This window comes from Bartonella sp. JB63 (assembly GCF_002022665.1).
Lineage (GTDB): Bacteria > Pseudomonadota > Alphaproteobacteria > Rhizobiales > Rhizobiaceae > Bartonella.
The window spans coordinates 1,055,667-1,073,337 of the sequence record NZ_CP019788.1; the positions used below are offsets into that span (position 1 = coordinate 1,055,667).

Annotated in this window: 17 protein-coding genes; 3 read left to right on the forward strand and 14 right to left on the reverse strand. The window is 36.2% G+C overall.

Features of this window, described 5'->3' with window-relative positions:
* Positions 1 to 2 precede the first annotated feature (2 nt).
* Positions 3 to 2,021 (reverse strand): M3 family metallopeptidase, encoded by a 2,019-nt coding sequence (locus BJB63x_RS04650; protein ID WP_078719660.1) that lies wholly within the window; start codon positions 2,019 to 2,021, stop codon positions 3 to 5.
* A gap of 321 nt (positions 2,022 to 2,342) precedes the next feature.
* Here BJB63x_RS04650 and mgtE point away from each other — a divergent pair, with 321 nt between their 5' ends.
* From mgtE to ppa, 3 genes are all read left to right on the forward strand, one after another.
* The gene (gene mgtE, locus BJB63x_RS04655; protein ID WP_078719200.1) at positions 2,343 to 3,722 is read left to right on the forward strand and encodes a magnesium transporter; all 1,380 of its coding nucleotides are present in this window, start codon (positions 2,343 to 2,345) and stop codon (positions 3,720 to 3,722) included.
* A 159-nt stretch (positions 3,723 to 3,881) separates the two neighbouring features.
* Positions 3,882 to 5,705 (forward strand): translational GTPase TypA, encoded by a 1,824-nt coding sequence (gene typA, locus BJB63x_RS04660; protein WP_078719201.1) that lies wholly within the window; start codon positions 3,882 to 3,884, stop codon positions 5,703 to 5,705.
* A gap of 67 nt (positions 5,706 to 5,772) precedes the next feature.
* Positions 5,773 to 6,300 (forward strand): inorganic diphosphatase, encoded by a 528-nt coding sequence (gene ppa, locus BJB63x_RS04665; protein ID WP_078719202.1) that lies wholly within the window; start codon positions 5,773 to 5,775, stop codon positions 6,298 to 6,300.
* Positions 6,301 to 6,346: 46 nt separating this feature from the next.
* Here the strand turns inward: ppa and BJB63x_RS04670 are convergent, their stop codons facing one another.
* From BJB63x_RS04670 to BJB63x_RS04730, 13 genes are all read right to left on the reverse strand, one after another.
* Positions 6,347 to 6,679 (reverse strand): DUF167 domain-containing protein, encoded by a 333-nt coding sequence (locus BJB63x_RS04670; protein ID WP_078719203.1) that lies wholly within the window; start codon positions 6,677 to 6,679, stop codon positions 6,347 to 6,349.
* 34 nt (positions 6,680 to 6,713) lie between these two features.
* Positions 6,714 to 7,007: a YggT family protein gene (locus BJB63x_RS04675; RefSeq protein ID WP_078719204.1), complete on the reverse strand. Its 294-nt coding sequence runs from the start codon at positions 7,005 to 7,007 to the stop codon at positions 6,714 to 6,716.
* Positions 7,008 to 7,320: 313 nt separating this feature from the next.
* Positions 7,321 to 7,878: an invasion associated locus B family protein gene (locus tag BJB63x_RS04680; RefSeq protein ID WP_078719205.1), complete on the reverse strand. Its 558-nt coding sequence runs from the start codon at positions 7,876 to 7,878 to the stop codon at positions 7,321 to 7,323.
* A gap of 106 nt (positions 7,879 to 7,984) precedes the next feature.
* The gene (locus BJB63x_RS04685) at positions 7,985 to 8,506 is read right to left on the reverse strand and encodes an RNA pyrophosphohydrolase (RefSeq protein WP_078719206.1); all 522 of its coding nucleotides are present in this window, start codon (positions 8,504 to 8,506) and stop codon (positions 7,985 to 7,987) included.
* Between the two features lie 60 nt (positions 8,507 to 8,566).
* Positions 8,567 to 9,877, reverse strand: a complete 1,311-nt coding sequence (locus BJB63x_RS04690; protein WP_078719207.1) for a S41 family peptidase — start codon at positions 9,875 to 9,877, stop codon at positions 8,567 to 8,569.
* The gene (locus BJB63x_RS04695; RefSeq protein WP_442855938.1) at positions 9,867 to 11,060 is read right to left on the reverse strand and encodes a murein hydrolase activator EnvC family protein; all 1,194 of its coding nucleotides are present in this window, start codon (positions 11,058 to 11,060) and stop codon (positions 9,867 to 9,869) included. Before BJB63x_RS04695 ends, BJB63x_RS04690 begins: the two co-directional genes overlap by 11 nt.
* 181 nt (positions 11,061 to 11,241) lie before the next feature.
* On the reverse strand, positions 11,242 to 11,724 hold the full coding sequence (gene rlmH, locus BJB63x_RS04700) for a 23S rRNA (pseudouridine(1915)-N(3))-methyltransferase RlmH (RefSeq protein ID WP_078719209.1): 483 nt from the start codon (positions 11,722 to 11,724) through the stop codon (positions 11,242 to 11,244).
* Between the two features lies 1 nt (position 11,725).
* Positions 11,726 to 12,169 carry a ribosome silencing factor gene (gene rsfS / locus BJB63x_RS04705; RefSeq protein ID WP_078719210.1) on the reverse strand — a complete coding sequence of 148 codons (444 nt, stop codon included), beginning with the start codon at positions 12,167 to 12,169 and terminating at the stop codon, positions 11,726 to 11,728.
* A gap of 59 nt (positions 12,170 to 12,228) precedes the next feature.
* The gene (locus BJB63x_RS04710; protein WP_078719557.1) at positions 12,229 to 12,822 is read right to left on the reverse strand and encodes a nicotinate-nucleotide adenylyltransferase; all 594 of its coding nucleotides are present in this window, start codon (positions 12,820 to 12,822) and stop codon (positions 12,229 to 12,231) included.
* 29 nt (positions 12,823 to 12,851) lie between these two features.
* Complete coding sequence (locus BJB63x_RS04715; protein WP_078719211.1) at positions 12,852 to 14,108, reverse strand: glutamate-5-semialdehyde dehydrogenase; 1,257 nt, start codon at positions 14,106 to 14,108, stop codon at positions 12,852 to 12,854.
* A 52-nt stretch (positions 14,109 to 14,160) separates the two neighbouring features.
* Entirely contained in the window at positions 14,161 to 15,294 is a 1,134-nt protein-coding gene (gene proB / locus BJB63x_RS04720; RefSeq protein WP_078719558.1) for a glutamate 5-kinase, read from the reverse strand.
* 15 nt (positions 15,295 to 15,309) lie between these two features.
* Entirely contained in the window at positions 15,310 to 16,323 is a 1,014-nt protein-coding gene (obgE, locus tag BJB63x_RS04725; RefSeq protein WP_078719212.1) for a GTPase ObgE, read from the reverse strand.
* 174 nt (positions 16,324 to 16,497) lie between these two features.
* The gene (locus tag BJB63x_RS04730) at positions 16,498 to 17,214 is read right to left on the reverse strand and encodes an RlmE family RNA methyltransferase (protein ID WP_078719213.1); all 717 of its coding nucleotides are present in this window, start codon (positions 17,212 to 17,214) and stop codon (positions 16,498 to 16,500) included.
* Positions 17,215 to 17,671: the final 457 nt, after the last annotated feature.

Consider the following 17,671-nt stretch of genomic DNA (forward strand, 5'->3'; position numbering starts at 1 on the left):
CTTTACAGGCCAAGTTTCTTTATCATTGGCTCTAATGAAGGCAATCGCCCTCGAAAAGATTTATAGAGTTCTTCGGGATCACAACTCCCTCCAGCAGAATAGATAAAACGCTTTAATCGATCAGCAAGTTCTGAATTGAAAACATCACCTGTTTGCTCAAAGGCCTGAAAAGCGTCAGCATCAAGTACTTTTGACCACATATAAGAATAATAACCAGCCGCATAACCATCACTTGAAAATACATGCGCAAAATGCGGAGGGCGATGACGCATAATAATTGAGTCAGGCATCCCTAGCTTTTCTAGTTCCTTACGCTCAAAAAGTGTTGGATCCACAACCTTTTCTTCTTGATGGAAAGCCATATCTACTAAAGCAGATGAAAGAAACTCAACAGCATTAAAACCAGCATTAAATGTATGTGCTGACAAAATTTTATCCAACAGAGCTTGCGGTATAGGAGTACCTGTTTCGACATGCGTAGCATAAAATTGCAACACTTCTGGTACAATTAACCAATGTTCATAAAGTTGAGAGGGAAACTCAACAAAATCAAGTACAACTGATGTTCCTGCTACAGATGGCCATGTTACATCAGAAAGCAGACCATGCAACCCATGCCCAAATTCATGGAAAAGAGTTCGTGCATCATCAAGTGATAAAAGAGCAGTCTTTCCTTTAGGAGGCTTAGCAAAATTGCATACATTGTAAACGATAGGTTTTCTTCCTCCATCCAATTTATGCTGTGATTGTAATCTACTCATCCACGCTCCAGATCGTTTTGAAGAACGTGCAAAATAATCACCAATAAAATAGCCAATTAAACTTCCATCAGATTTTTTGACCTCCCATAATCGTGCATCAGAATGCCAAAGTGCAACAGCAGTTTTTTCTTCAAATGAAATTCCAAAAAGTTTTTTTGCGACAAAAAAAGCTGCTTCAATCATGTGATCAAGCTGCAAATAATATTTAACTTCTGTTTCATCAAACAAAAATTTCTCAGTACGCAGTTTTTCAGCATAATAACGCCAATCCCAAGCTTTTAAGGACTCATTATTTTCTTGATTTTTTGCAAAATTTTGTAATTCTGCTTGTTCAGTAGCAGCCTTAATTTTTGCGCGCTCCCATATAGATGTAAGAAAATTCATAACTGAGTCAATACTTTTAGCCATAGTATTGTCAAGCTTCAAATCCGCAAAAGATTTATAACCAAGCAATTTAGCCTTTTCACTTCGAAGCGCAATTATCTCAGCAATAATTGTTCTATTATCATTAGTATTCTCACCTCGTTGGGACCAAGCTTGAAACGCCGTTTTGCGCAAATCACGACGATGAGAGAATTTTAAAAAAGGTTCAATAATCGAGCGCGTTAATATCAATGCATACAGTCCATCATGACCTCTTTCACAAGCAATTTCCTTCATAGAAGCAACAAGATCATCGGGCAAACCAGATAAATCTGTTTGTTCTAAAAACAAAACCCATTCAGCTTCATCTTTTAAGATATGTTGACCAAAAATAGCACCTAAAAGGGCAAGCCTTTCGTCAATTTCAATAAGACGTTTTTTATCTTTTTCATAAAGTCTTGCACCATTATGAATAAATCTCTTCCACCACAATTCAATTACACGTTTAGTTTCGTCATCGTACAAACCTTGTTGTGCTTGTTGATAGAGCATATCCATTTTCGCAAATATTCGTGTATTCATCATAATTTTTGAAGAATAATGCGAAAGTCTTACAACAAATTCTTGTTCTAATTTTTGAATCAATTCATTGCTGTATGCACTCGCATACAAAAAAAATATCGAGCATACACGGTCAAGGTTCGTCCCAGCAAGCTCAAAAGGTTGCAAAAAATTCTCAAGTGTTGGTAGCTCCTCTACAGCAGCAATGGCTTCTATTTCCTCTTCAGCTTCTTTAAGTGCCTGTTCAAAAGCAGATCTAAAATCACCATCATTTATTGAAGCAAAATCAGGAAGCCCTGAAAATTTCATCCAGTCTAACATTGCTGTTTGTGTCATAATATTGCCTCTATTAATAAATTCAAAATAGAATAATCACCTATATGATGCAAATAAACGGATCCATTAACAATAACTTTTCATATCCCAAAACAGCCTTTTAAATTGAAATTTTTATGTAAAAATAAAAAATATTATTTTATAATTACGCACTAAATAAAAAGATCTCTTTTTCTAATCAAATAAAATTATTTACAGATTACAATCTATCCTTGACTTTACTTTGAATATTAACAATTGAAAATACTGATATTCTAAGTTGTCTATAATTTTGATTCATTGCTATCTATATATTGCTAATCTTTTAGAAGGTGCTTTACTATGACTGAAATCAAAACAACCACTCGCAATCTCAAAGACTTACCTTCTGAAGTTCTTGCTGAAGAATTAAAAAATCTTCATTTTGCTGACTCGATTGATATCATCAATGACCTTGATATTATGGAGCGGGTAACTATTCTCAGTCTTTTACCTCTTGATTATGCCATTGAACTTTTTGACAAACCGGAACTTGAAAAACCAGCAGCTATTCTTGAACTTTTGCCAATGAATCTTGCCGTTGAAATTCTTGATGGTATGTCTGCAGATGCCGCTGCAGATGTCTTCCAAGAAATCGATAAAGCAACTCGTACACGGCTTTATGCATTGCTAAAACCTTTAACTCGAACTGAATTAAAAAAACTTACCAGTTACCCTGATCATACAGCTGGTGCATTAATGACAACAGAGTTTATAACAGTACCAGCAAATTGGACTGTAAAAAAAACTTTAGATCATATTCGTGATGTTGAAAGAACACGCGAGACAGTTTACACAAGTTATGTAATCGATCCGAAAACAACTACTCTTCTCAAAGCTGTTTCTCTCCGTAATCTTATTCTTGCCTCACCTGATGACAAAATTTTAAATGTCTCCACACATGAAACACCTATCACAATATCACCTTTTACCCATCATGAAGATATTGCTCGCCTTTTTCAACGTCATGATCTTCTCTCTGTACCTGTTATCGATGACAGTAATCACGTTATCGGTATTGTAACAGTTGACGATGTACTTGACTCCATGGTCGATGAAATGAGTGAAGATGCTTATAAATTTGGTGGATTGGAAGCTTTAGATAAACCATATATGCAGATAAATTTTTTTGGAATGATGAAAAAACGCGGTGGCTGGCTGGCTTTACTCTTTATGGGTGAAATGTTGACAGCAAGTGCTATGCAATATTTCGAAACAGAACTTGAAAAAGTAATTGCCCTTACATTATTCATTCCTCTCATTATGAGTTCAGGAGGAAACTCTGGTTCACAAGCAACATCTCTTATTATTCGTGCACTAGCCTTACGGGAACTCACACTCAAAGACTGGTGGAAAGTTATCATTCGTGAGATCCCAACAGGCATATCTCTTGGTATTTTACTCGGAATCATAGGTATTATGCGAATTGCTTTCTGGCAACAACTCGGAATTTATAATTATGGTGAATATTGGTTTTTTATTGCTATAACTGTAGGAGCAGCTTTAGTTGGAATTGTTACATTCGGTTCCTTAGCCGGATCTATGTTACCCTTTATTCTTAAACGTTTACAATTTGACCCAGCAAGTGCTTCAGCTCCCTTTGTTGCAACCTTAGTAGATGTCATGGGCATTATAATCTACTTTTCTGTCGCCTCTTTTGTTTTATCTGGAATCTTGCTCTAAGATAGAAAATACTAAAATATCTTATACCATTTTTTTATAAAGAATGTTCTCCCTCTTCCCAAATTCTAAAAAAAACTGTAAGGTATTTCAAACTGTAAATAAAAAACATAAAAAACTTTACCTCAAATAAAATTTTATTAAACGAAAAGAAGAAAATTTATGCAATTGCGTAATATTGCTATCATTGCCCACGTTGACCACGGTAAAACAACACTTGTAGACGAACTCCTCAAACAATCAGGAAATTTTCGTGATAATCAGCGCACAAGTGAGCGCATGATGGATTCAAATGATATCGAAAAAGAACGCGGTATTACAATTCTAGCAAAAGTAACATCTGTTGTTTGGAAAGATACCCGAATTAACATTGTTGATACTCCTGGTCACGCTGACTTTGGTGGTGAAGTAGAACGTATTCTTAATATGGTAGATGGAGCCATTGTTCTTGTTGATGCTGCTGAAGGCCCTATGCCGCAAACCAAATTTGTTGTTGGAAAAGCATTAAAAGTAGGATTATGTCCTATTGTTGCGATCAATAAAATTGATCGACCTGATGCTCGTGCTGAAGAAGTTGTCAATGAAGTTTTTGATCTTTTCGCTGCTCTTGATGCAACCGATGAACAACTTGATTTCCCCATTCTTTACGGGTCAGGTCGTGATGGATGGATGGCTGCATTACCTGAAGGACCAAAAGATCAAGGATTAAATGCCTTGTTTGATCTTGTAATTCGTCATGTCCCTACACCAACCATTGCTGAAGGACCGTTCCGCATGATCGGTACTATTCTTGAAGCAGATCCCTTTCTGGGACGAATCATTACAGGACGCATCCATTCAGGCTCAATTAAGCCCAATCAAAATGTTAAAGTTCTGGGACAAGATGGAAAACTTTTAGAAACTGGGCGTATTTCAAAAATTTTAGCATTCCGTGGACTAGAACGACAGCCTATCGAAGAGAGTGCTGCTGGGGATATTATAGCAATTGCAGGACTCCAAAAAGGAACTGTTGCTGATACCTTTTGTGATCCTTCCGTTAATGAATCTCTTATAGCTCAACCAATTGATCCCCCTACTGTCACTATGAGCTTTCTTGTAAATGATAGTCCCCTTGCTGGTACAGAAGGAGATAAGGTAACAAGTCGCGTTATCCGTGATCGTTTGTTAAAGGAAGCAGAAGGAAATGTCGCCCTTAAAATTGAGGAATCAGCCGATAAGGACTCCTTTTATGTTTCAGGACGAGGAGAATTACAACTTGCAGTTCTTATTGAAAATATGCGTCGTGAAGGATTTGAACTAAGTGTTTCACGACCACGCGTAGTAATGCAAAAAGATGAAAATGGAATAACTTTAGAACCAATTGAAGAAGTTGTGATTGATGTTGATGAAGAATATTCTGGAACTATTGTTCAAAAAATGTCAGAACGCAAAGGAGAAATGATTGAACTGCGTCCATCTGGTGGAAATCGTGTACGCCTTGTTTTTTACGCACCAACCCGCGGGCTTATTGGTTACCAATCTGAACTTTTAACTGATACACGTGGGACAGCAATTATGAATCGTCTTTTCCATGCCTACGAGCCTTATAAGGGAGAAATTGGTGGCCGTACCAATGGTGTAATGATTTCAAATGATAATGGTGAAGCCGTTGCTTATGCACTTTTCAATCTTGAAGATCGTGGTCCTATGATGATCGATGCTGGCGTTAAAGTTTATCAAGGTATGATTATTGGCATACACTCACGTGATAATGACTTAGAAGTAAATGTTTTAAAAGGAAAGAAGCTAACTAACATGCGCGCCTCTGGTAAAGATGAAGCCGTAAAATTGAGTCCTCCAATTAAAATGACCTTAGAACGTGCATTGTCATGGATACAAGATGATGAGCTGGTAGAAGTGACACCTAAAAATATTCGTCTACGTAAACTCTACCTAGACCCAAATGAACGTAAACGTTTCGAAAAAACACGTTCATCACTTGTTTGACAATGATCTCTTCACCTCAATGTACTATTCTGTTTAATTTTACTTAATCCTTAGAAAGGATAATGACATGAATATTAATGAAATACCTGTTGGCAAAAATCCGCCAGAAGACGTCAATGTTATCATTGAAGTTGCTCTTGGTAGCCAACCAATAAAATATGAAATGGATAAAAAGTCTGGATCATTATTTGTTGACCGTTTTCTTCATACACCAATGGTTTATCCTGGAAATTATGGCTTCATCCCGCATACACTTTCAGAAGATGGTGATCCCATTGACGTTCTCATCAGCAATACTCGCCCACTTATTCCAGGCTGTGTCATTAATGTATACCCAATCGGTGTTCTCATGATGGAAGATGATAGTGGTAAAGATGAAAAAATTATTGCCGTTCCTGCTCCAAAATTAACAAAACGCTATGTCAATGTTCATAATTATACAGATCTTCCCGAAATTATATTAAAACAAATTGAGCACTTTTTTGGACATTACAAAGATCTTGAACCTGGAAAATGGGTTAAAATTGAAGGCTGGCGTGATAAAGACTATGCACTTGAATTGATTAAAAAGGCTATTGAGCGCAATAAAAAATAATTGTTCTCTTTGAAGAAAATGTACAGCCTGTACTTTAAACAGGCTATCATTTTTTTGATTTTTCTATAGGATCATAATTTCTAAAAGATTGTAATATTTGCTCTATTTCTTTTAAATATTTTGAAAAATAAAGCTGTTTATACTGTGATGTTGCACCACTTCCAAGTAAGATGCAGGATGATGGAATTTTCCACTGTTTCGCTAAAAATTTAATTAATGCTTTGTTTGCCTTATTATTTTCGGGAATAGCACGCAGACGGATAATCAAATGCTGCTTCCCATCATCTCTATCTTCAACCTTTATTACACTATCAACTGAGGATTTCGGAATCAAACGAACAAATAAAATCAAACGATGAGTATCAACTCGATAAAACATTTTTATTCGCCTGAGAAGCTATCTATTTTCACTTTTATAAAAACATCCCTGCATAAGCACGCCACATAAAGATACGAATAAAATAAATAATCATAAAGACCACAATAGGTGAAATATCAATCGTCCCAAGATTAGGTAAAAAACGTCTAATACAGCGCAGAACTGGTTCTGTTGTACGATATAGAAAATCCCCTATCATAGTAACAAGGGTATTCCGTGTATTGATAATATTAAATGTATAAAGCCAAGAAAAAATAGTGTGAGCTATTAAAATAGTAACGTAAATACTAAATATCAAATCCAGCACACTAAGCAAAGCATAGATCATTCCTGATTTCCTTTACCAATCAATAGAATGAAAACTCATATAAAAAATTTAACAAAATAAATTCTTCAAAAAATAGTCTCACCAATTATTCTTCTTTTTCATTGCTAAGAAAACAAGATAAAAATTAATGCTTTTAGCATATATCGTCATGATGCAATATAATAAAAATATTAAAATAAACCAATAGCACACCAAAATAGAAAAAGAATTTACAAAACCTCACCATTTAGCCAATTTAATCTTTGCTTTAGCTTACAAACTATTTCTAAACAGACTCGGCCTTAAAAGGCCGATTTCCTTTTTAATTATAAAATTACATCTGCAAAGCAATAAAACGGTTAAGTGCATCACTAAAACCAGTTAACTGCACAAATAAATCATTCAGAGCTGGCTCCCCTGGAGTAGCAACTACCATCGCTAAATTCAACTTCTTTCCAGCACGTAAAGCTGCCACATAACTTTTGTCAAAACTTACTGGAACAACACAACCTGCTGGTACGCAAGTTCGAATACTAGTTTCAATAACATTTTTCCCATCATCCACTTGTAAACGAACAGGCTTAGAAACTAAAATACCAAAAGGAACTGTCAAATTTCCTGACAAAGAACCATCGGAATTGGAAGAAATATTCATAGCTAATATGACACGATTCTGATCATTAACTTCTTGGCGATACATAAAGCAAACTTTTTTTCCTTCCTGTAGATTACAGTTAACACTCCACAAACCATAAGTCTCAGATAAAGAAGAAGCGCCATTCGGCAATGAGGCTTCAGAAAATTTTTTTGTAGTTGGCTTTGTATTCTGCGCAAACGCAATAGAAACACTTAAAAGTGTAAAAGTTATAAACAAATTGAATATTTTTTTCATCTCACATCCTAGTTTTTAAACATACAATAGAATCATTTCTATTATTTCTGATAAAAGGCATAATACAAAGTATCTTAAGAAAAGAATAGCTTTTACAACTATAGGTTTATAAACACCTAAAACTATTCCGAAACTCTTTCACAACTTGTGTATAAACATATTTCTTAAAAGAAACAACAATTGAAGAAAGCTCTTCTAAATCAACCCATTTCCATTGATCAAACTCTACCTTATTGCCATCAGGTGGTGGATTAATCATAATCTCAGAAATTTCTCCCGTAAATTGAAAAGAAAACCATTTTTGTGTTTGACCACGATATTTATTGTTTAAAACATGTCCCATAAGTTCTTGTGGAAAATCATATTTAAACCAATCTTGAGCTTCCTTAATTAACTTAACTGACTTGATACCTGTTTCTTCATAAAGTTCACGCCGTGCTGCATCTATTGGCTTTTCTCCCTGATTAATTCCCCCCTGTGGCAACTGCCAAAGTTTAGACATGTCAACGTGTGCATGAGAAATTGTCATAAAACGACGTCCAACCCAAACCTTACCTTCATGATTAAACACAAGAATTCCAACACATTTCCGATAAGGGAGAGCTTTAAAAGCAATAATTCTATCCATCTCATTATCCCCTATATTAAAGTGCAACTCATAAAAAATATATACTGTACACATTTCTCCTTACTTTAAAGTATCTTGATGAGGATCCGGTGGAAATGCCTTATGCGTTATCTCACCTCGTAAAAGCTTATAAGCTTCATTTAATTGCACATCATCCTTAGGATCTTTAGGAACAAAAGCGGCTGAACCAGAACCTTTATCACTTTCTTGTTTTCCTCTGATATGTCCTTGTAACTCAGATTCACCAAGTGTTACATTATAACCCTTATATTTTTCAGGTAATGGTTGCTCTACAATAATATCAGGTGTGATCCCAGTTCCTTGAATCGATGTACCAGTTGGTGTATAATAAAGTGCTGTCGTTAAACGTAAGGCTCCATTTTCACCTAAAGGAATAATCGTTTGAACAGATCCCTTACCAAAAGATTGCGTTCCTAAAATTGTAGCACGGCGATGATCTTGTAAAGCTCCTGCGACAATTTCAGAAGCACTTGCTGAACCACCATTAATAAGTACAATGAGAGGTTTACCATTAATTAAATCTCCTGGTCTAGCATCAAATCTCGTCACATCTTTCTTTCTGCGACCACGAATTGATACAATCTCACCTTTATTAAGAAAAGCACCTGAAATACTAACAGCTTGTTCTAAGAGTCCTCCAGGGTTAAGGCGTAAATCAAGCACATATCCTTTTAAACGATCTTTAGAAATTTTGGATTGAATATCTTTAACTGCAGCTTGCAGATCACCAAAAGTCTGTTCAGAAAATTGAATGAGTCTTAAATAACCAATATCATTTTCAATACGATATTTAACCACCTTCACCTTGATAACATCACGAATAACTTTGATCTCAAATGGTTTATCAACACCAGAACGAATAATTGTCAGTGTAACCGGTGTACCAATATTACCTCTCATCTGCTTCACAGCTTCATTCAAGGATTGACCGTTTACCTGTTTACCATCAATCTTTGAAATAACATCTCCTGCTAAAATACCAGCTTTTGAAGCTGGCGTATCTTCAATTGGGGAAACAACTTTAAGGAGGTTCTTTTCCATGGTCACCTCAATACCAAGACCACCAAACTCTCCCTTAGTAGAAGCTCGCATATCTTTTGCTGCTTCAGCATCCATATAAGAAGAATGGGGATCAAGTGAAGAAAGCATACCGTTAATAGCATTTTCAACAAGCTTTTTATCATTTGGAACTGTCACATAGTGCGCACGCACTCGTTCAAATACATCACCAAATATAGCCAATTGTTTATAAGTATTACTGTCATTATTGGCAGAAACAGACTGCACCATAATTATTGAACCAGCGCTGAGCAACATCACAGCGACCGAAAGAATAACTTTACGAATCATTTTTGTTCCTTTTCAATTGTTCAGTCTGCCACCAAGGATTTGGATTCACAGGTCTTCCATGCTTTCTAAACTCAATGTAAAGCATTGGAGTTCTTTTGCCTATATCTAATGCGAGAGTACTCGCAAGAAATTGCGTTCCCATCATACCAATAGGTTCACCTGAAAGAACAAACTGTCCCTGATTTACATTGATTTTAGCCATTCCGATAAGAATAATATAATAACCATTTCCAACACTAAGAATGATTAATTGCCCATAAGAACGGAACGATCCAGCAAAAGCAACAAGAGCGTCAGTAGGAGCAACAACCACAGCTGCTGGTTCTGTTGCAATAATTTCACCAAAGCGTGCAACATGCGAACTATTATTAAACTGTTGAATTTTTTTTCCTAAAACAGGTAAAAATAAGCGACCTTTTTTGTTTTTAAAATCCATCCGTTCTAATAATTGTAAATTCTTTTGCATCTCTTCTGATAAAGAAGAATCGGATTGTGCTTGATGATCAAGCTCTAAAATTAATTCTTCTAAAGACTGAGCTTTTTTTATAAGAGTAATATTTTTTTGTCGCAGCATTATAAGCTCTTTTTCTGATCTTTTCTGTAATTTCGCTTTTTCACCTAATAAAAACTCTAAATGTTTAAGCTGTTCAGCCTGACTCTGCATTTTAGCTTTTAAATTCGCGCATTCTGTAGTAATTACACGGTTTAAATCGGTTAATTTTTTTAGACTTTTTGTTAAATCCTGTGTTTTTTCTAGCATATCAGGAATGACTGCTCCCAATAAAATAGAGCTGCGTATAGAAGCAAGAACATCTTTAGGTCTTGCTATAAGAGCAGGAGGCAGTTTTAATCCTGCGCGCGCTAAAATGGCTAATATTTCTGCAAATTCAGCTCGACGATTTTTTAAATTTTGATACACTTGCATCTGTTGTTCTAAAAGTTGTTTAAGTTTTTTTTCTCTTTCAATAACATTATTTGCGAAATTACGTTCTATTTTAGCAACTTTTATAAGTTTATCAGTCAAAGTACGTTGATCTTTTTTTAAGCGATCAACTTTTTGTATCAATAAAGCAATATACTCACTTGATACAGAAATATTATTGCGAATATCCTGCAATGTTTTTCTTACTACTTCACGACTGTCTATATCTTCAGCATGCAATATAGATATCCCCATACCCATGCTTAATATCAGTATTAGAAATATCACCTTATTGCATAAATAATGTATTTTTATCTTTTCATGAAGAAACCTCTTCATTTACCTAACCATAAAGCTAAATTACATAAACTAAGGATGTTTTAAATGCTGTCACCTAAAACAATGTTAATAAGCAAATAAATAGATATAAAACATATGAAACTTAGAAACGATGATAAGGGTGCTGACTAATGATTGTTACGGCCCTATAAAGTTGTTCTGTAAGTAATACACGTGCAATTTGATGCGGCCATGTCATAAAACCAAAAGATAAAAGAAAATTAGCTCGATTTCTAACCTGTTCACTATGTCCATCAGGTCCTCCTAAAGCAAGTATCAAATCAGGAACACCTTCATTACGATAAAATGCTAATTTTTCAGCAAAAACAAATGATGATATCGACTTTCCACGCTCATCCAATACAATCAATCGGCATTTTTCAGGCAAAGACTCAAAAAGTTTTTTCCCTTCTTCTTCTACACGCTGACAGACTGTCTGAGCACGACTTTCTGATATTTCCTGCATTTTCCCAAAATGAAACCCTACAGCTCTAGCACTTTTAGAAAAACGATCCAAATAACGGTGAACTAATACTTGTTCAGCACCTTGTTTCATACGACCAACAGCAAAAATAGAAATTTGCATGTCAGTTGTCTCCAACAAAAACTGATTCAATATTATCCAAACCTGAATCGAGCCACATTTTTTCTAAATTATAAAAAGTACGAATTTCCGGACGAAAAAGGTGGATAATGATATCGCCTGTATCAATCAGCACCCAATTTCCTCCAGCCATTCCTTCTACCCTTGCCTTACCGTATCCACTTTCTTTCCAAACATGTAAAAGATGATCAGTGATAGCCGAAACATGACGCTGCGAATAACCAGAAGCAATAACCATATAATCAGCCAAAAAAGACTTCCCCTGCAAATCAATAGAAATAACATTCTCTGCTTTTATATCTTCTAAACTGCTGAGAATAATTTTAAGACCATGAGTAACTGATAAGCATTTTTCTTTTGCCGAAGTAGCAATAATATTACAGTGTTTTTGTACAAATTTTTCCAGATTAATATCCTTTCTCATTATTTACAACATAAGAGTGAAGAGGATCTACTTTCAAATAGTTGTAGAATCCTATACAATGTTCAAGAAGAATTATTCCCTTCTAAACGAATCTTCGTTGAAGATTGAAAAGATAAAGGTCCATGCAAATAAATCCACGCAGGTGGTTTCATAAAAGGCAATATTGTACTTGCTCTCTCACCCACACGAAAATAGCGATAAGTTCTGGCCATAGGAGAAGAAAGCGCAGACATACGTACTGAAGGACGGTTAACAATTGCGACAGGAAGCATAGACATGATATCATGCCACCTATGCCAATAATGAAATGTTGCTAAATTATCTGCCCCCATAATCCACACAAAATATACTCCCTTATGGCGGGTAAAAATATGAGAAATTGTGTCAATTGATATTTTGCTTCCTATAGCCCTCTCAAAACCTGTTACGCGAATCTTTGGATGGTTAAGAAGTTCCAAACTTAACTCCATTCTCCGGTGTAAAGATGGCAATTGTACACAATTTTTTAAAGGATTTCGCGGAGTCACCATCCACCATAATTGGTTAAGACGCAAACGCAAAATTGCAGTCTTTGCAACAAGAATATGACCTGCATGCGGTGGATTAAAGGACCCACCGAAAAGGCCAATAACATTAGACTTCTCAACATGTGGTATACGATTTTCCCATGGAAAAAATAATTGCTTCAAAGTCTAACCTGTCCATTTCCACTAATGTGATATTGAAATGATGTCAACTGTTCAACCCCTATTGGTCCCCGTGCATGTATTTTCCCTGTCGCAATACCAATTTCCGCTCCAAAACCAAATTCACCTCCATCAGCAAACTGTGTAGATGCATTATGAAGCAAAATGGCTGAATCCAAATGATCAAAAAACATTTTAACCACCTCCATATCTTCACTAATAATTGATTCAGTATGTCCTGATGAATAACGCTTAATGTGTGCAATAGCTCCCTCAACACCCTCAACAGTTTTGACAGATAAAATTGCATCAAGATATTCACAAGACCAATCCTCTTCAGAGGCTAATCTAATTCCAGACATGAGAAAAAAAATATCCTCTGTTGCACGAATTTCGCACCCATTCTCCTGTAAAGCAGCAAGAACAGGAAGAAATTTTTTTAATGCCTGACTGTCAATCAAAACTGTCTCAACAGCTCCACATATACCTGTACGCCTTAATTTTGCATTCAGTACGATTTTACGTGCCATATCTAAATCCGCTGATTTATCAATATAGATATGACAGAGGCCTTCTAAATGTGCAAAAATAGGAACACGTGCATCAGATTGAACACGTGTAACAAGATTTTTCCCACCACGGGGTATAATAACATCAATTGCACCATCTAAACCTTTAAGCATTTCTCCAACAGCATCGCGATCTTTTGTTTTAACTATTTGAATAGTACTCTTAGGTAAACCAGCCTGTTCCAACCCTTTTACTAATGCAGAATGAAGCGCAAGTGAAGAATGAAAACTGTCTGAACCACCACGCAAAATCGCAGCATTTCCAGATTTCAAACACAAGGCACTTGCATCAATAGTAACATTTGGCCGACTTTCATAAATAATACCAATTACACCAAGTGGTGTTCGCACGCGACGAATATGAAGCCCATTTGGACGTGTCCATTCACTGATTACTTCTCCAACAGGATCCGGTAAGCAAGCAATCTGCCGAACATTATCGATCATTGCATGTAAACGTAATTCATCCAACTTCAGCCGATCAACCATCGCAGATGTTAAATTATTCCGAACAGCATTTTCTAAATCTTGACGATTAGCATATAAAATTTCACACGACTGAGCCTCTAAGCTCAGAGCGATCATTTCTAAAGCATTTTTTCTTTGATCAGCAGAAGCACTTGCAAGTATCGAAGCAACATCACGTGCTTTCTGCCCCATAACTCTCATCTGTTTTTCTAAAGTCATATGATCACTTATTCACCCAAAAGGAGTATAAATCAAAGAAGAATTTTTACATTCAACCTGATAATAGACGTAAAACCATATCATTGCGATGCACTACAGTGGAACGTACTCCATTCCCAAGAATATATTCTATTTCTTCACTCTTACGACCTATAATAATTTTCACTTCATCCACCCCATAATTTATAAGACCACGGGCAATCTCAATTCGATTTTCATCAACAATCGCAACTGTATCTCCACGATCAAATATCCCCTCAACCGCAATAACACCAGCAGCGAGCAACGATTTTCCAGATTCAAGTGCTTTAACAGCTCCCTGATCAATAATCAAAACACCAGAGGGATCTAAATGACCAGAAATCCATGTTTTCCAAGCATTTACCGGTTTCTCTCTTGCAGCAAAAAAACTACTGCGTTCTCCTTTGTCAACTGCCACAAGGGGATTCATGCGCTTTCCTGAGGTAATAATCATTGCTGTTCCAGCAGCAGTAGCTATTTTCCCGGCATCAATTTTGGTCTTCATTCCACCCCGTGAAAACTCTGAAGCAGCAACACCTGCCATTTTCTCAATATCACATGTAATTGATGCAACAAAAGAAACAAATTCAGCCTCTGGATTCAAATGAGGAGAACACGTATAAAGGCCATCAACATCTGATAAAAGGATCAAAAGATCCGACCTCATCATCGTTGCAACACGTGCTGCTAAACGGTCATTATCACCATAGCGAATTTCACTTGTTGCTACAGTATCGTTTTCATTGATAATAGGAACAACCCCAAAACGTAAAAGTGTATCAATAGTAGCACGCGCATTAAGATAACGCCGACGCTCTTCCGTATCGGATAATGTCAGCAAAATCTGACCTGTTCTCAATCCATATTGAGCAAGTACATCACCATAAGCTTTGGCAAGTTCAATTTGGCCCAAGGCAGCACATGCCTGACTCTCTTCTAATTTTAAAAAACCCTTAGAAAAATTAAGTGAGTTGCGCCCTAAAGCAATAGCACCAGAAGAAACTAATAAAATCTCAACTCCCTTTTGGCGTAGTAAAACAACATCACTGATTAAACTTTTAAGCCACTCAACCCTTAAACCTGTTTGAGGATCAACTAAAAGCGCAGAACCAATCTTAATCACAATACGTTTATATTGCGAAAGTTTTTGTATTCCAACCGCCATTGTCATAAATCCTGTTCATTCTTCACAAACATTATTCTTTTGTTCTTTTTCAATGATATGTGCAATAGCACGCAATACATTATCTAAACCTTCATGACTAACCGCAGAAAACATCATAACCGACTTACCAGATACCCTTTGCAAAATTTCCTGTTTGACTTCACGTTCCTTAACAGGAAGAGTATCGATTTGGCTTAAAGCCACAATCTCAGTTTTATCACTCAAATGATTTCCGTATGCCTCGAGCTCATGGCGAATAATTTGATAAGCTTTTGCCACATCTTCTTCTTGAGCAGAAACTAAATGGAGTAAAACACGACAACGTTCTACATGCCCTAAAAAACGGTCACCGATTCCAACACCTTCATGAGCTCCTTCGATCAAACCAGGAATATCAGCTAAAACAAATTCACGAGCATCAATAGATGCAACACCAAGATGGGGATATAAAGTAGTAAAAGGATAATTTGCGATTTTTGGCTTTGCAGCCGTTACTGAAGCCAAAAAAGTCGATTTCCCAGCATTCGGCAGACCGACAAGCCCTCCGTCAGCAATCAATTTCAAACGTAGCCAAAGTGTACGCTCTTCTCCACTCAAGCCTGGATTTGCATGCCGAGGTGCCCGATTCGTAGAAGTTGTAAAATGAAGATTACCAAAACCGCCATTGCCTCCTTTGGCAAGACAGTAACGTTGACCAATTTCTATCAAATCACAAATCAACGTTTTATTATCTTCTTCAAAAATCTGTGTTCCAACCGGCACTTTAAGAATGATATCATCACCCTTTACGCCTGTCATATTACGTCCCCTACCATGTCCCCCTGTTTTTGCTCTAAAATGCTGCTGATAACGATAATCGATCAGTGTGTTGAGCCCATCTACTACAAGAGCCCATACGTCACCACCACGTCCTCCATTTCCTCCATCTGGCCCCCCAAATTCTATAAACTTTTCACGACGAAATGATACTGCTCCTGCTCCGCCATTACCAGAACGAATATAGACTTTAGCCTGATCAAGAAATTTCATAAAATGCCTACTGAGGAATTAACTTATTTTATCTATACAAAAAATACGTCTATTTTATAGATTTTCATTATGCACAAAAACCACATAATAACTACTACAAACTGGTTAAAAAAGTTTCTACACTGTACATAAAGTCAAGTAATTTTTAACCTTTTATAAATGAAAAAACTATTTTTATGTTTCAATTATACCCTTAAATTCAAGAGCTAAAAGATATAGTTCAACTGATCTTGACCGACTTGCAGGAGGTTTGACATGATGAACCGTTTTAAAATTCTGTTTCAATGTAGTGAGAAGAGTCTTTTCTGCTCCTCCCTGAAAAGTCTTTGCCAAAAAATGCCCTCCAGATTTAAGAACAGAAAGAGCAAAATCAGCCGCCATTTCACATAAATATACTGTTCTCAAATGATCCGTTTGACGATGACCCGTTGTTGGTGCTGCCATATCAGAAAGAACTATGTCTGGCTGTTCTCCTAAAGCATTCATCAATTTCTGCGGTGCATTTTTATATAAAAAATCCATCTCTAGCACCATAACTCCGGGCAGTGGATCCATCGGTAAATAATCAATACCAACGACGCTAGGCTTTTGACTACTTGATTCTACTTTATGGGCCGCTACCTGACACCATCCCCCAGGAGCAGCTCCTAGGTCAATGATTTTCTGACCTTTTTTGAAAATCTTATAACGTTCATCAATTTCAATTAGTTTATAAGCAGAACGCGAGCGATAACCATCTACCTTTGATTGATGAACATAAGGATCATTCAAATGCCTCTCTAACCATCGCCGTGATGATGCCTTAATTTTTCCTGCTTTCTTTTTTACACGCTGATATAGTAAATACGATCCCGAACCACCTCTACCACCTTTTGATGTTATTTTTTTCATAAATTTATCATTCCTATATTCTGACAATTTCTAATACTTAGAAATATTTGTTTTTATGACGAACCCTAAACACCATTGCTCAACATCCAACTCTGTTTAACCCCCTTATCTCAATTCACAATCCGCAACTCTTAAATCACTGACCGAACAAAACTTCCTTCAATAACATCTCAAACAAAGATGGCCAGCTAAAATTAAATTTTCCCTATCATACCTAATGCAAAAATTAGTCACACGTTTTTTGATAATCCCACGACAATAAATTTTCTATCATTAATAGCCATATCTGCACTCTTCATAAAAATATCATCGATTTGACTCCGATCGTATATTTAGAATTGAGATAGATTCTTACTAAAATCATCATTGTTCCAGAAGCTCAAAAAAGATAAAATTTCTAGCTTTGCAATAAAACTTCCCAAACGCATATTTTTCCCCTAAAAATACTTAGCGGGCA